This is a genomic window from Roseibium alexandrii DFL-11 (assembly GCF_000158095.2).
Lineage (GTDB): Bacteria > Pseudomonadota > Alphaproteobacteria > Rhizobiales > Stappiaceae > Roseibium > Roseibium alexandrii.
This window is the reverse complement of record NZ_CM011002.1, coordinates 2,206,391-2,219,849: the sequence shown is the minus strand read 5'-3', so window position 1 is coordinate 2,219,849 and position 13,459 is coordinate 2,206,391. Positions and strand designations below refer to the sequence as shown.

Annotated in this window: 15 protein-coding genes; 10 read left to right on the top strand and 5 right to left on the bottom strand. The window is 57.8% G+C overall.

Going from position 1 to position 13,459, the window contains the following annotated elements; translation table 11 throughout:
- Nucleotides 1–6 precede the first annotated feature (6 nt).
- The 4 genes from cyoD (at nucleotide 7) to SADFL11_RS10365 (ending at nucleotide 2,900) form a co-directional block, all read left to right on the top strand.
- Nucleotides 7–321, top strand: a complete 315-nt coding sequence (gene cyoD, locus SADFL11_RS10380) for a cytochrome o ubiquinol oxidase subunit IV (protein WP_008189660.1) — start codon at nucleotides 7–9, stop codon at nucleotides 319–321.
- A gap of 98 nt (nucleotides 322–419) precedes the next feature.
- Complete coding sequence (locus SADFL11_RS10375) at nucleotides 420–1,265, top strand: helix-turn-helix domain-containing protein (RefSeq protein ID WP_008189822.1); 846 nt, start codon at nucleotides 420–422, stop codon at nucleotides 1,263–1,265.
- A 57-nt stretch (nucleotides 1,266–1,322) separates the two neighbouring features.
- Nucleotides 1,323–1,964 carry a 2-hydroxychromene-2-carboxylate isomerase gene (locus SADFL11_RS10370; RefSeq protein WP_008194871.1) on the top strand — a complete coding sequence of 214 codons (642 nt, stop codon included), beginning with the start codon at nucleotides 1,323–1,325 and terminating at the stop codon, nucleotides 1,962–1,964.
- Nucleotides 1,965–2,087: 123 nt separating this feature from the next.
- A complete protein-coding gene (locus SADFL11_RS10365; protein ID WP_008196799.1) occupies nucleotides 2,088–2,900 on the top strand; it encodes a substrate-binding periplasmic protein in 813 nt (270 codons plus the stop codon).
- A 37-nt stretch (nucleotides 2,901–2,937) separates the two neighbouring features.
- Here SADFL11_RS10365 and SADFL11_RS10360 read toward each other — a convergent pair whose 3' ends face one another.
- Nucleotides 2,938–4,590, bottom strand: a complete 1,653-nt coding sequence (locus tag SADFL11_RS10360; protein ID WP_050776073.1) for an FMN-binding glutamate synthase family protein — start codon at nucleotides 4,588–4,590, stop codon at nucleotides 2,938–2,940.
- A gap of 282 nt (nucleotides 4,591–4,872) precedes the next feature.
- Here SADFL11_RS10360 and SADFL11_RS10355 point away from each other — a divergent pair, with 282 nt between their 5' ends.
- The gene (locus tag SADFL11_RS10355) at nucleotides 4,873–5,685 is read left to right on the top strand and encodes a substrate-binding periplasmic protein (protein ID WP_008196544.1); all 813 of its coding nucleotides are present in this window, start codon (nucleotides 4,873–4,875) and stop codon (nucleotides 5,683–5,685) included.
- A gap of 17 nt (nucleotides 5,686–5,702) precedes the next feature.
- Here SADFL11_RS10355 and SADFL11_RS10350 read toward each other — a convergent pair whose 3' ends face one another.
- A complete protein-coding gene (locus tag SADFL11_RS10350) occupies nucleotides 5,703–7,010 on the bottom strand; it encodes a glycosyltransferase (protein WP_008196525.1) in 1,308 nt (435 codons plus the stop codon).
- Between the two features lie 211 nt (nucleotides 7,011–7,221).
- Here SADFL11_RS10350 and SADFL11_RS10345 point away from each other — a divergent pair, with 211 nt between their 5' ends.
- Nucleotides 7,222–7,998, top strand: a complete 777-nt coding sequence (locus SADFL11_RS10345) for a substrate-binding periplasmic protein (protein ID WP_008189447.1) — start codon at nucleotides 7,222–7,224, stop codon at nucleotides 7,996–7,998.
- Nucleotides 7,999–8,049: 51 nt separating this feature from the next.
- Complete coding sequence (locus SADFL11_RS10340) at nucleotides 8,050–8,475, top strand: secondary thiamine-phosphate synthase enzyme YjbQ (protein ID WP_040451713.1); 426 nt, start codon at nucleotides 8,050–8,052, stop codon at nucleotides 8,473–8,475.
- A gap of 9 nt (nucleotides 8,476–8,484) precedes the next feature.
- Here the strand turns inward: SADFL11_RS10340 and SADFL11_RS10335 are convergent, their stop codons facing one another.
- Nucleotides 8,485–9,237: an SDR family NAD(P)-dependent oxidoreductase gene (locus SADFL11_RS10335; protein WP_008194530.1), complete on the bottom strand. Its 753-nt coding sequence runs from the start codon at nucleotides 9,235–9,237 to the stop codon at nucleotides 8,485–8,487.
- 413 nt (nucleotides 9,238–9,650) lie between these two features.
- Nucleotides 9,651–9,821 (bottom strand): hypothetical protein, encoded by a 171-nt coding sequence (locus tag SADFL11_RS25260; RefSeq protein ID WP_167578974.1) that lies wholly within the window; start codon nucleotides 9,819–9,821, stop codon nucleotides 9,651–9,653.
- Here SADFL11_RS25260 and SADFL11_RS10330 point away from each other — a divergent pair.
- The 3 genes from SADFL11_RS10330 to SADFL11_RS10320 all read left to right on the top strand — a co-directional run bounded on the left by SADFL11_RS10330 (nucleotide 9,820) and on the right by SADFL11_RS10320 (nucleotide 12,948).
- Nucleotides 9,820–10,377, top strand: coding sequence for a hypothetical protein (locus SADFL11_RS10330; RefSeq protein WP_040451714.1), 558 nt, complete (start codon nucleotides 9,820–9,822; stop codon nucleotides 10,375–10,377). The genes SADFL11_RS25260 and SADFL11_RS10330 overlap by 2 nt on opposite strands.
- 713 nt (nucleotides 10,378–11,090) lie before the next feature.
- Nucleotides 11,091–11,675, top strand: a complete 585-nt coding sequence (locus SADFL11_RS10325) for a hypothetical protein (protein WP_040451715.1) — start codon at nucleotides 11,091–11,093, stop codon at nucleotides 11,673–11,675.
- Complete coding sequence (locus SADFL11_RS10320; RefSeq protein WP_040451716.1) at nucleotides 11,644–12,948, top strand: DNA-packaging protein; 1,305 nt, start codon at nucleotides 11,644–11,646, stop codon at nucleotides 12,946–12,948. The genes SADFL11_RS10325 and SADFL11_RS10320 overlap by 32 nt, the downstream gene beginning before the upstream one ends.
- Nucleotides 12,949–12,955: 7 nt before the next feature.
- On the opposite strand, the gene SADFL11_RS10315 is transcribed toward SADFL11_RS10320, so the two are convergent.
- The gene (locus SADFL11_RS10315; RefSeq protein ID WP_008190314.1) at nucleotides 12,956–13,393 is read right to left on the bottom strand and encodes an SRPBCC family protein; all 438 of its coding nucleotides are present in this window, start codon (nucleotides 13,391–13,393) and stop codon (nucleotides 12,956–12,958) included.
- Between the last annotated feature and the right edge of the window lie 66 nt (nucleotides 13,394–13,459).

The window sequence follows — 13,459 nt, the reverse complement described above, 5'->3', positions numbered from 1 at the left end:
GCTGACATGGACCACACGGACCACACAGAACATCGCAGCCTTGGCACCTATCTGACAGGCTTTGCACTCGCGATTGTGCTGACCGCTATCCCTTTCGGCCTGGTCTGGACGGGCGCGCTCACCGGGCCAGCCGTTTACGGTGTGATTGCAGCGGCCGCTGTCATCCAGGTGCTGGTCCACTTGGTGTTTTTCCTGCACCTGAATTTCAAGTCGACGCCGGGCGAGAACCTCTTCTTTTTGGCCTTCGCAGCCGTTCTGATTTGCATCATGGTCGGCGGCAGTCTCTGGATCATGTTCGACCTGCATCACCGGATGATGTGAAAAACCAAGCCCCTTTTTGCAAACTTGCCGCGCCTGAGTGCTTGTTGGTTTTCGCAGCAGGTGTGGTTTTGCCTCAACAGCTGTGATATTCCCGCTGCATGGACAAACGAGACCGGGCCGAACTGTTTCGCGAGCGTTTGAGCGCAGCGCTCAGGGAGCGGGAGCTGAACCGCTCAGACCTCGCCCGCGCAGCTGAGCTCGACCGGTCAACGGTTTCCCAGCTGTTGTCAGAAGAGAGCCCACGCCTGCCCAACGGCCAGGCGCTCGCAGCCATCGCATCCGCACTGGGCGTGTCCGCCGATTGGCTTCTGGGCTTGTCGACCCACAAGGGGGCGGCGGCGGACATCCTCGATCAAGCAGTTCAAATGGCCGAAACCGAACGTCATCCGGTCGATGTGCATTTGCTCGCCTGGTACCGGGACGCGGTTGGCGCCAAGATCCGCCATGTTCCTGCGAACCTGCCTGATGTCTTGAAGACAGAGGCGGTTCTGGCTCACGAATATGCGGGCGAAACCTTTCGGACACCCGGGCAGGCCATCACCGGCACACGCGATCAGCAGGCGTTGTTGAACCGTGCAGAATCCGACATGGAAATCTGTGTTTCGAAAGAGGCTTTGGAAGCGTTTGCCCGGGGCGAAGGCATGTGGTCGGATTTGCCGGACGCCGCACGCCAGGAGCAGCTTATGGTCATGGGCGAAACCCTGGATAGATTTTACCCGTCTCTCAGACTTCATTTGTTTGGTGCGAACGACCGGTTCTCCGCCCCGTTTACGGTGTTTGGTCAAAAATGGGCCGCGCTGTATTTGGGACAGCGCTATCTGACCTTTTCCAACACTCGTCACGTGCAGCTGTTTTCCCGGCATTTCGATGATCTGGTCCGCCATGCTCTCGTGCGGTCCCACGAGGCCAGCGACTTTGCTACGAAACTGTCGCGCGGGATCTGATCCCCAAAGTCACTCCAGATTTTCGAACCGCCTATTGCGAAAGAAAGAACCTACGGCATGGCAACTATCGAATATGTCTATTCCGCGCATTCCGCATTTGCGTATCTCGGTTCCTTGGAGATCATGCGGATTTGCGCTCATCACAACGCGGTTTTGGTCCATCGGCCGGTGCTTTTGTCGCCTGTTGTCGTGGCTCAAAGAAGTCCGGCCTTCCGCCAGCGCACACAGGCGCATGTCGACTATTTCTTCGGGCGCGAAATTGAGCGCTGGGCGGAGTACCGGTCCGTGCCGATCATCCGCAAGCGCCCGACCTTTCATGATGCGGACTACAGCCTGGCCTCGGGCATGATCATCGCGCTGGGCGAGACCGGCGAAGACACCGATCGGATGGCTCACGGACTTCTGGAGGCGCATTGGAATGAGGATTTGGACCTTTCAGACCGTACGGCCCTTGAGGCTATGGCTGTAAAACTGGGGTTTGCCGCCAAGGAATTGCTGGAAGAAGCTGCAAGCCCGAGCGTTCAGAACAAGCTCGTGGAAAACTCCGGGTGGGCCAAAGAGAAGCAGGTTTTCGGATCCCCGACCTACATCGTCGATGGTGATCCGTTTTACGGTCAGGACCATCTTCCGCTGGTGGAACGTGCCCTTGAAAAACCCTTTGCACCATCGAACTGGGTCAATCCGCCTGTTGATGGGTAGGGCATCAGCCAGACGAAAACTCTTTCGTAAATTTGCGCCGTGTTAAGTGTTTTGCCGTAACGTAAGTTTCTTGCGGTCGTCACTTTTGCTTTAGTACATGCGATCCTTACTGCGGAGACTGTCATGGTTTCGGTCCGGCTCGGGCTGGTTCTTGTATTTGCAAGCATATCCGGTGCATTGGCATCCGATCCAAACTGCACACGCGTTACCGCGTCCGCACATCCCGATTATCCACCCTACCATTGGCGCGAAGGCGGACGGATCGTTGGGGCAAGCGTTGATCTCAACAAAATGATCTTTCAGGAAATCGGTGTCTCGTTTGATGCGGTCTTCACCGGGCCTTGGAAACGCGTACTGAAGACCGCTGAAAACGGCGATATCGATTTCTTGATGTCGCTGAAAAAAACGGATGAGCGATCAGCGTTTCTGGACTTTACCGACACACCCGCGTTCGAGAACCCGTTTACGGTGTTCACGTTGGAAAACCGCCGTTTCCCCTTGGGGGGGTGGAACGATCTGAAGGGCAGGTATGGCGCCAAGAATGCCGGTGACCGGTATGGGGAGCCTTTTGATGCCTATGTCGCCAATGTCTTGAAATTGTCGGACAATTTCTCTTTCCAGGACAATGTGAACCAGTTGCTGGTCGGCCGGATCGACTACATTATCCATGGCCGCTACGTCGGGCAGGCGCAATTTGGCGCGATCCAAGGCGGTGAAGACATAGTGCCGGTGGACTGGAACGTAATGAACGGGTTTGTGCACAGTGGCTTTTCGCTCAATTCTCCATGCCGGCATCTGAAGGGCAGGGTGAGCAAGCGGTATGGCGAACTGCTGGCCGACGGGACAGCGGATCGGATCATCTCTGAAAACATCGGCCGATGGATTCTCCAAAGCCGGAATTACGAGTTGCGAAAGAAAGTCGTCGATATCGACTAAAATATCCGGCTAGCCATGTGTCGGTCCCACTGTCTCTTTAGTGGTGACCGAGGTGATGGTGATACTGCGCCTTGGCAACTTCCAGGGATTTCGCGGGCTCAAAACTGCCGGCATCTGCCATCGCCCAATAGGTGGAATATCCTGCAATATCGTGGGCCGGGTCGAGCAATGCGCCCGGTTTCACCCAGGTCAGCGCAGCGCTGGCCGGCAGGATTTCCCGCAAACCTGCTCGAAGATAGAAATGCTCCGGCTTGAAATCCCTTGGATGAGAGAGCCCAGCTGCAGCAGTGAACTCAACGAGCGACTTGATGGTATTGCGATGAAAGTTCGCAACCCGGGTGGCCTTGTCCGGAACATCCAAAGCCTGCTGGCGTTTCGGGTCCTGGGTCGCGACACCTGTCGGGCATTTGTTGGTGTGGCAGCTCTGCGATTGAATGCAGCCGACCGCGAACATGAACCCGCGGGCCGAGTTCACCCAGTCCGCGCCAAGTGCCATGGTTCCGGCGATGTCAAATGCGCTGATCAGTTTGCCGCTCGCGCCAATGCGTATGTCGTCCCGCAATCCGGCCCCGATAAGGCTGTTATGAACGAACGCCAACCCCTGGCGCAGTGGCGTGCCAAGGCGGTTGGCAAACTCGACGGGGGCCGCGCCCGTACCACCTTCGGCACCGTCCACAACGATGAAATCCGGTTTGATCCCGGATTTGAGCATTGCCTTGACGATCGCCATGAATTCCCACCGGTGTCCGATGCACAGTTTGAAGCCGACCGGTTTGCCTCCGGAAAGCTCGCGCAAGGTCTTGATGAAGCCCAGCAATTCCATGGGTGTCGAAAACGCAGAATGGCTCGCTGGCGAAATGCATTCCTTGCCGATGGGAATACCGCGCGCTTCCGCGATTTCCTCAGTCACCTTGGCGCCGGGCAGAACCCCGCCGTGGCCGGGTTTTGCACCCTGGCTCATCTTGATTTCGATCATCTTGATCTGCGGGTCGGCCGCCTGTTTCTTGAACTTTTCCGGATCAAAGCCGCCATCGTCGGCGCGGCAGCCAAAATAGCCGCTGCCCAGCTCCCAAACCAGATCTCCGCCGCCTTCGCGGTGGTAGCGGGAAACGCTGCCTTCACCGGTATCGTGGTAGAAGCCGCCCGCCTTGGCCCCCTTGTTCAGTGCAAGGATCGCGTTGCCGGAAAGTGAACCAAAACTCATGGCGGAGATGTTGAAAATCGACGCGGAGTAAGGCTGTTGGCAGTCCGGACCGCCGATTTCGACGCGCAGTTCCTCGACCTTCCCGTGGGACTGAGGACAGACCGAATGGTTCACCCAGCCGTAGTTGATGTCATAGACGTCAAGCTCGGTGCCGAAGGGAAGCACGCCTTCAATGTCCTTGGCCCGGTCATAGACCATGGTCCGGCGCTCCCGGGAGAACGGCCGGCCATCCTGATTGCTTTCAAAGAAATATTGCCGGAGTTCCGGACGGATGGCTTCGAACATGAAGCGGAAATGGCCGGCGACCGGATAATTCCTCAAAATCGCATGTTTGGTCTGGGTAACGTCCAGTATGCCGACAATGGTCAGCGCGGCAAAAACCCCAAAAACCCAAAGGATATGAGGGTTGACTGCGAAGCTGAGGATGAAGGTCACAACTGCGGCTGCACTACAAAGCGCAAACACCGAATAGCGGGCTGGAAACAAGAGACATTCTCCCTCTGGCAATCCTGAGGGGCAGTCTAGTCAGTCTCCTTGTAAAAAGAAAAGGGGGCATCTGATCTTTGATGAGCTTTGCCGCACGATTCAGGACATGCATCGCGCTGCAGGACGTATGTATTTAATGTCATTGATATATATGCCGATTGCAGGCCCTTGGCCACGTCCCAAATAATCACAGAACAAATTTGAGCCCGGAAGCGGTGACCCTTTCATTGGCAGTCCGGCACTCTGAATGCCGGTTTCGGGCAACGTCTGCGATGAGGTGACATGAAACGAGTGTTGGGCGCGATAACCGCAGCCATGTTGGCCGTCAGTGCGTGGCAAGCCTCGGCGCAAACACTTGTTTTGGGCCTCGAAAACGTAGAGTACTTTCCCTGGCAACTGCCAGATGGGACCGGGGCCGACATTTTCCTGATAGAGACGGCTGCACGAAACTTGGGTTATGCGGTTGATTTCCGGCCCGTGCCTTGGAGGCGGTGCCTCAACGAGGCCGGTTCAAATGCCATCGACGGTTGTTTTTCGGCCAGCTTCGAAGTGAGCCGCATGGACCTCGGGGTCTATCCGATGGCGGACAACCGTCCGGATACCTCAAAAGCTCTGCACACTGACAGTTATTCGCTCTACGTTCCAACAGGATCGGATGTCCGCTGGACTGGGTCAGAGTTCGATAATCTGTCCGGAGATATTGGAGCCATCTACGGCTATTCGATTGTGACAACGCTTCAAAATCAGGGCGTTGGGGTTTTCAAGGCCGACCGGCTCGGTCAACTGTTCCAGCTGCTTCTGCGCGACCGCCTGGATGGAGTGGCGGCGCTGACCGCACATGCCGATCACCTGATCGAACAAACACCGGAGCTGAGTGGAAGGGTTCAAAAGGTTGGGCCGCCTTTGGAAGAAAAGCATTTCTACCTGTTGTTTTCACATAGCTTTGCCAAGAACAACCCGGAGGTCGTTTCAGCCCTTTATGATGAGATCAACCGGGTTCGGAAATCCCCTGAATATCGGGAAAACTATGAGCATATCCGGCGCACGCATATTGAGCCGCACACTTTGAATTACGACCCTCCCGGTGGGCTTTAGGCCGGGAAACACGGAAGTCAGGCGCTTTTTGCCGATGCACGAACGGCAGGAATACGGGACATGATTTCCTTTGCCGCGCCCTCCGCTCCAGGCTCGAGCGCCATGATGCCGGCGGCGGCCTTGGCACCCATTGCGTAGGCCGGAGCATCCAGCGCATAGAGCGCCTTCACCAGCAAATCTGTCGTGAGTTTCTTTTGGCTAATCGGCGCCGGACCAGCGCCAGCGGCATGAACGCGTTGCCCCCAGAAAGGCTGATCGGCAAAAACCGGGCAGACAAGGGAGGGTTTGCCCCAGCGCAAGGCTTCATGGGTTGTTCCGGCACCGCCATGGTGAATGATGCTGCTGCATTTTGGAAACAGCCAGCTGTGCGGGGCCTTGTCGATCAAAAACACCTTGTCCTTCAAGACCTCCGGCAAGGTGTGCCCGGTGAGGCCGCCCCAGCCGCGCGCCAAAATGGCCCTCAGTCCGGTCTGGGTGAGTGAGCGCATGATCAGCCCGGTCAGATCTTCCGGGTTCCGGCTCGGCATGGAGCCAAAGCCGATATAGACCGGCGCCGGGCCGTCCTCCAGAAACTGCATCAGCTCGCGGTCGGGCATGTAGGTGTTTGCGGGCCGCATGAACCAGTAGCCGCTCAGCCAGGACGTTTCAGGCCAGTCTTTCGGTCTCGGCACCAGCGCAGATGAAAACCCTTGCAGGCACAGCGCTTTGGAGCCATCCGGCATATGCCCGTCGATCATTTCGCCGGGGTGTTCGAATTCCGCGGTTGCTTCGGCGCGCAGCGGTTTCAACATGGGAGACAGACCCAGCGCCATAAGTTTGCGGGCAGCCAGATAACTGAGACGGTTTCCCAGTTTACCGAGTGCGGGCAATCCAAACAGGGAGACCGGAAAATCCCCTGTGGACGTCACGACCGGTTGAAGCGCGGTCGGCAAGGCCGGGACATTCAGCCGCCGGGCCACCAGTGTCATCACCGTGGCCTTGAGATTGAAGAGGATCAGATCCGGTTTTTCTTCCAGACCGATCCTCCACAAACACCGGACGACCTTCTTCTGATCTTCCATGGTGGTGCGGGCGACCTTGATCTTGCCGCGGAAGGTGAACATCGCCTCGCGCGTCACCGGGTCACCCAAAAGGGCTTCAAAATCAATTGGAACCGCGCGCGGCTGTGCGCCCACCTTGCCGATCATCGTGTCAAAGCCGCGGCCCGTCGCCACAACGACGTCGGCACCAAGACGCACCAGTTCACCGGCAAGCGCCACATAGGGCTGGACGTCGCCGCGGGTTCCGAGCGTGGCAATCAGGATCTTCGGCTTTGAAGCGCTCATTGGTGAAATTCCCAATAGGAAGGTGCCTCTTTTGGATGTTTTTTGGCCATTCTGCAATCAGGAAGAGGTGTAAAATCTTCAAAATATCTGGAAAGTGTCAGCTACCGTTGGGGCAATATCAAATCAATGACATGTTGAGGAATGAATTTCCGGTTTTGTTAAGGGCAGGGGATTTAGGGGTTCTCTGAAGGACAAGCAGAAAAGGCAATGCATGGCCCTGGAACTGAGTTCGATGACAGCGCTGCACTTGGTCCGGCGCGCAGTGGCTGCCGTTGCGGTCGTGAGCGGTCTTGCTTTTGCTGTGTCCGGTCCGGCACTGGCAACGCCGCGCATCGACATTGTCACCGAAGATTATCCGCCCTATGAAATGGCTGCAGAGCAGGACGGTCTGCGCGGTTTCGATTATGAGGTCGCCACCGAAGCCTTCCGCCGCATGGGCTATGAAGCCAACATCCTGTTCCTGCCCTGGAAGCGGGCGCTGAACGAAGCGGAGACGGGCCGGGCCGCCGGTATTCTGACCTGTGCCCATCATCCCGACCGGGAGCGGTTCATTCTCTTCTCAGACCCGATCAGTGTCTTCACCAACGGTTTTTTCGTAAGACAAGCGCATGAGGGGCCGGACATCCAGAGGGTTGAAGATGTGGTCGGCCAGCCGGTGGCCTCCATGGCGGGGTATGAAAGCTTGGCGGTTCTGCAGAACCTGGGTGCCACGCCAATAGAAGCGCAGACGACCGAGCTTGGCCTCAAGATGCTGGCGGCCGGCCGGTTCGACTATCTGATGGGCGCCCTGGAGCCGACGGAGTACATCATCCGCCGCGAGGGGATGACCGACGAGTTCGAATTCATCACTCTGACCACCCGGGACTTTCACTTCTGTTTTTCCAAAAAATACCCGGGCGTCGAGGAATTGATCAGTCCGTTCAATGAAGCCTTGGCAGAAATGCGCGCTGATGGCACCTATGACGCCATCCACGACAAATACCGGTAGGGTCGGTCAACGGTTCCGGCCACACCTCATTTGAAGACTTTGAAGGCTTCCATGCAAACGCTGTTTTCCCTGAATACCTCCGGCCAGGGGCTGTATGAGTTCACCCGGTCCGTCAGCAGCTGGCTTGTCGAGGAAGGCGCGGCCGACGGATTGCTGACCCTTTTTGTCCGGCACACGTCCTGCTCGCTTTTGATCCAGGAGAACGCCGATCCGGATGTGCAGGTGGACTTAAACGCCTATTTCAGCCGCCTTGTGCCACCGGCGAGCGATCCCTCAATGCGCTATCTCACGCACACGCTGGAAGGCCCGGACGACATGCCGGCGCATATCAAGGCCGCGGTTTTGCCTGTCAGCCTGTCGATCCCGGTCGCAGGCGGCGAAATGCGGCTTGGCACCTGGCAGGGGATTTATCTGTTTGAACACCGCGACCGGCCGCACCAAAGACAAGTGGCGGCGCATTTCCTGAGCGACCGATAACCGGATGTCCTATGTCCGAAGCGCGGGCAGACCGACACCGGTGCTGTCAAACCCGCCGTCGGATGCAATCACCTGACCGGTGACATAGCTCGCCTCTTCGGAACACAAGAAGGCGATGACAGAGGCAATTTCAGCCTCCGATCCGTAGCGGTTCAGCGGGATCGCATCGTGATAGGCGTCGATGATCTCCTGGGTGTGCACGGCCATCGCGAGCTTGGTGCGGACCGGGCCGGGACAGACGCAATTGGCGCGGATGCCGTATTCGCCGAGTTCGGCTGCCTGCTGCTTGGTCAGGTGAATGACCGCCGCCTTCGACGTGCCGTAGGCAACCCGCAAGGTGGAGGCCCGGAGGCCGGAAATCGAGCCGATATTGACGATCGCCCCGCGTGTTTTTTTCAGGTGCGGAACGGCGGCCTGCGAGACCATGAACACCCCGTCCAGATTGGTCGCCATCACCGCGCGCCACAGGCTCAAATCCGCCTCTTCGATCCGCCCGAAGTTGGCAACGCCCGCGTTGTTGACCACCGCATCCAGCCGCCCGAAGTGTTCGATGATCTTGGTCATCATTTCATCGACGTCATCGGGGATAGAAACATCATAGATAAAGGCCGACCCCGCGTTGATCCCGGCGGACGCGGACTTCAGCTCCACCCCGTCCCGGTCGACCATCGCCACCTTCCAGCCCTTCTCGATCAGGAGCTTCGTGGTCGCCAAACCAATCCCGCGCGCCGCGCCGGTCACAAGGGCAATTTTTGAGGTCATTTTTCTGGGACTTGGTTTTTGGGCTGCGGGTAGGGTGGTGGACGAACGCTAGCGATGAAGAACGAAGTGGTCAAACCGCTAATCATAGGCGCGCATCAAACGGCCGGCCTGCAGACGGATTGACGAAGCCGCAAACGCCTAAGCAGAAGCCTCGCAGGTTTATAAACAGGCCCAAATCAAAGAAACTCGACAATGAATAGCGCCAGCGGCACAATTTTCTCTGGTACGGCGATTCGTCACCACACCTAACGTGCACGCCTTTAAGCGCGGGCCACTGCCCGTGAAAGGAGGTGACGCAAATGAGCACGACCAAAATCGGTCGCAGCGCGATTACGGGGCGCTTCACAACGGTGAAAACCGCCAAAGGCAATCCCCGTACTCACATCGTTGAGACCATCAAGAAAAAGTAGGGCTTAGCGGTCTTCTTCCGGGTGGCGAATCTTTGCCGAGGAACCACCCGGTTTCTTCTTTGCAATCGAACTAGTTAATGAATTCTTAACTTTCGGTTCGGGCGGCGTCTTGAGCATTCGCTTTAGGATCTCATCGCCCTTTTCTTGATCTGGCTTTTTATCGGTGTCTGACATGAATAATGAAATCTCATATGATGGCGACAACAGAGCTTATATTGCCTTGGGCCGCTTTATCTCCGTATTTGCAAACATGGACTTTCAACTCACTATTCACCTCAGTCTAATGACAAATTTAGGCGAGCAAAGTGCGAATGTCCTTCTCCAGGGTATGCGCATGTCCGTAAAGCTGCAAAAGTTAAAACAGGCCGCAAAGCTCGCTGATCCTGTTTTCAGAGAATATGCCCCGATCTATAATAAGTTCTCAGAATACAATGAGTTCCGAAATAAGATTGTTCATTGGTCTCACATTTTTGAGCAAGAAGGGCAGAGTTTTGACATTACGGACCCAACAAGAAACGCTCAAAAAACCCTTACCGCACATCGGATATCTGTTAATCCAGATGATCTAGTTTTAATCGCTGAATGGATCTGGCAGTCTCTCAGCTTCTTTTACCCCTTCGTCTCTGGGAAGAAAGAACTGCTTCCAGAAGGTTATGATGTAGAGCGTCTGCTTCGGGAAGCCCCTCCGGTCCCGAAAGACCGAGATACCAGTCTTCGTACGCTTCTATAAAAGCTTCTGCGATTTCGTCCTTCGAGTATTTTCGATCTGGCTATTGTGCCTGTTTTTCTTCGTTTGCCATGTTTCTAGTACGGCACGTTTATAAATAGGAAAATATTCCTTGACACCGTAACGGTGATGTGGCATTGTTTTGTCATGATCCCAAAGTTGCGGATCAGATAAGGCTTCCGGCGATTGCGTGGAGGCCTTTTTTGTTGGCCGCATCAGCCGAATGGGCTGAGGGAGCGAAGCAAGCGGAGAGGGTTAGAGGATGGGTGATTTTCTAAGTCCCGCTGCCGCAAGGCCGGTTTCAGTCGTATGGGCCGCAGTATCTCACAAGCGCGCTGGGCGTGGATAAGTATTTGAGAGTAGCCCTGCTGGCTGCCGTTCCGGCCCCCGAGCCGGGACCTGTGCCGGGACCAGAGGATGGGCCGGGAAAGCGACGAGGGCCCCGGATCAAGTCCGGGGCGGCACAGTGATCGCAGCGGGTGATGTTCCTGGGAGGAAATTGGGCCTGATTCAATGAGTTAGAATCTGACAGTTCAATCGGCTGACGAAGTCCGATTTTTCCTCCTGCGTCATGTTCGGACTTGTTCCGAACATCCATAACATATTGAAAAATATGGATCCTCAGCACAAGGCCGAGGGTGATACCTGAGAGGGATGGGCCCTATCATCAAACTCAACCGGCATTCGCCGGTTTTTTTGTGCCTGGAGGAAGCTGAGTGAGCGAGTGCGGGGGATCGAACGTGAAGGCGCAGTTTTCAGGTCAGGGCCTTGCCGACACGCTGAAGCGCGAAAAGGCTCTGAAGCAGAAACGCAAGAGGCAGTCGAAACAGCAGGTGTGCAACGTCTCGGCGGTCTCCGGAGAAGAGGTCGGACACTCAGGTCGAGAAGAGGCGGAGAAGTCCGGGCCCCCCGATCAAGGATCTTCATGCTGTTCCGTCCGGGAGGGCGCAATGGACGGGGCAGTGCCGGACGGAGATGTGGGTCAGCAGAAAACGCCGGAAAGCCCGAAGGATATGGCCGCGCGGCTCTACCGGGCTTTCGCCGGACAGATGGATCAGCTGGAAGCGCGGCTCGCGGACCTGTTTGAGGAGGCTGGCGCGGGGACACCCTCTGGCGGGCTTCAGGAAATCGACAAGACGGTCAAGACGCTGGCAAGCCTTGCCAAGACCTTGACCGCCCTGATGGACTTGAAAACGGATGCGGAGCCGGACGGGGAGGACGAAAACCTTGACGACCGGGAGGAGTTGCGCGCGGCACTTGCGCGCCGTCTTGAGCGATTGTGCGAAGCTGGGGCGGATTGAGGCGGTCCTTGCCGCCTTGAGCCCGGAGGATCTGAAATTCCTGACCTTCGACTGGCCGGTCTTTGCCCATGCGCACCAGTTACCGCCGGAAACAAACTGGGCGGTCTGGTTGTTGATGGGCGGGCGCGGCGCCGGAAAGACACGGGCCGGGGCGGAATGGATCCGGGCGCGGGCGCTCGGGCACGGCTGGTGTGAACCGGGCTTTGCCGGGCGGATCGCGCTTGTCGGCGAAACCTATGCGGATGTCCGCGAGGTGATGGTGGAAGGGGTCTCCGGACTTCTGGCCGTACATCCCGGCGGGGAGCGGCCGCAATGGACCCCGAGCCGCCGCCGGCTGGAATGGCCGAACGGCGCGGTGGCGCAGACCTTTTCCGCCGAAGACCCGGAGGCCTTGAGGGGGCCGCAATTCGACATCGCCTGGTGCGATGAACTTGCTAAATGGACCTATGCCGAGGAGACCTTCGACATGTTGCAGTTCGGGCTGAGGCTGGGCAGCAAACCCCGCCAGCTGATCACGACGACGCCGCGGCCGGTGCCGCTCCTAAAACGCCTGATGAAACAGGCGGGGACCGCCATCACCCATGCTCCGACCAAGGCCAATGCGCTGTTTCTGGCGCCGGGTTTTCTGGAGGCCGTGGTCGGCCGATATGGCGGCACGCGCCTTGGCCGGCAGGAACTGGACGGTGAACTGATCGAGGACCGGCCGGACGCGCTCTGGTCGCGGGATGGATTGGAGGCTGCAAGGGTTGCGGCCGCGCCGGAGGATCTGACGCGCATTGTCATTGCCATCGACCCGCCGGTGACGGCAACGGCCAAGTCCGACGCTTGCGGCATTGTTGCCGCCGGGCTCGGCAGCGACGGCAAGGCTTATGTTCTGGCCGACCGCAGCCGCCGCCCGGCCAAACCCGCCGACTGGGCCGAGGCTGCCATCGGCCTCTGGCACGGATTGAAGGCCGATTGCCTGATCGCCGAGGTCAACCAGGGCGGCGACATGGTCGCGCAAGTGATTGCGAGCGCGGATCCGTCCGTGCCGGTGAAACAGGTGCGGGCCACCCGGGGAAAATTCTCCCGGGCCGAGCCCGTCGCCATGCTCTACGACCAGGGCAAGGTACACCATGCAGGCACATTTCCCGAGCTCGAAGACGAGATGGCCGATTTCGGCCCCGGCGGTCTCTCCGGCAGGCGCTCCCCCGATCGGTTGGACGCCCTCGTCTGGGCGGTCTCGGACCTGATGCTGGGCCCTAAGGCGGAACCAAAGGTGCGTGGGCTTTAGAGAAGCCTCACTTGCCGAGCAGCGTCAGGCAATAGCGTTCCAGGTTGGTCAGATGCATGGTCCATCCGGACGCGTGGGCATCGCGCAGAGAACCGGACGCGTTTTCTGCAAGATCGTGCCAGCCGCTGTGGATGAGGGTGAGACGCGCGCCGTTGCGTTCAGCAACGATCGACAGCGTGAGGAGCGTTGCCCCAGACCAGTCATCATCGGCCCACGTCCAGGCGAGGGTCGTGGGCGGATCGAAGGTAACGATGGTGCCGGAGGTGACAGTCTGGCGGCCATCGTTGGTCCAGACTTCGCGGAACGCACCGCCCGCACTTGGCTCTAAAGAGACGTGAGGTCCGAACCAGGCTGACAGATGTTGGTCCTCGGTCCAGAGTGACCAGAGAACAGCGGGGGCGACCGGAAAACCGCGTTCGATCTGAATCACGTTCTGATTGGTCATCTCACGTCCTGCCTCCTGGAGGCGTAAAGAATAACAGCTTTGCTGGGCGTGCGAAGCGGCGCGTTT

Excerpts from the sequence above, each read along its gene's own strand:
- cyoD (WP_008189660.1), top strand. The coding sequence starts at position 7 with ATGGACCACACGGACCACACAGAACATCGCAGCCTTGGCACCTATCTG.
- SADFL11_RS10375 (WP_008189822.1), top strand. The coding sequence starts at position 420 with ATGGACAAACGAGACCGGGCCGAACTGTTTCGCGAGCGTTTGAGCGCA.
- SADFL11_RS10370 (WP_008194871.1), top strand. The coding sequence starts at position 1,323 with ATGGCAACTATCGAATATGTCTATTCCGCGCATTCCGCATTTGCGTAT.
- SADFL11_RS10365 (WP_008196799.1), top strand. The coding sequence starts at position 2,088 with ATGGTTTCGGTCCGGCTCGGGCTGGTTCTTGTATTTGCAAGCATATCC.
- SADFL11_RS10355 (WP_008196544.1), top strand. The coding sequence starts at position 4,873 with ATGAAACGAGTGTTGGGCGCGATAACCGCAGCCATGTTGGCCGTCAGT.
- SADFL11_RS10350 (WP_008196525.1), bottom strand. The coding sequence starts at position 7,010 with ATGAGCGCTTCAAAGCCGAAGATCCTGATTGCCACGCTCGGAACCCGC.
- SADFL11_RS10345 (WP_008189447.1), top strand. The coding sequence starts at position 7,222 with ATGGCCCTGGAACTGAGTTCGATGACAGCGCTGCACTTGGTCCGGCGC.
- SADFL11_RS10340 (WP_040451713.1), top strand. The coding sequence starts at position 8,050 with ATGCAAACGCTGTTTTCCCTGAATACCTCCGGCCAGGGGCTGTATGAG.
- SADFL11_RS10335 (WP_008194530.1), bottom strand. The coding sequence starts at position 9,237 with ATGACCTCAAAAATTGCCCTTGTGACCGGCGCGGCGCGCGGGATTGGT.
- SADFL11_RS10330 (WP_040451714.1), top strand. The coding sequence starts at position 9,820 with ATGAATAATGAAATCTCATATGATGGCGACAACAGAGCTTATATTGCC.
- SADFL11_RS25260 (WP_167578974.1), bottom strand. The coding sequence starts at position 9,821 with ATGTCAGACACCGATAAAAAGCCAGATCAAGAAAAGGGCGATGAGATC.
- SADFL11_RS10315 (WP_008190314.1), bottom strand. The coding sequence starts at position 13,393 with ATGACCAATCAGAACGTGATTCAGATCGAACGCGGTTTTCCGGTCGCC.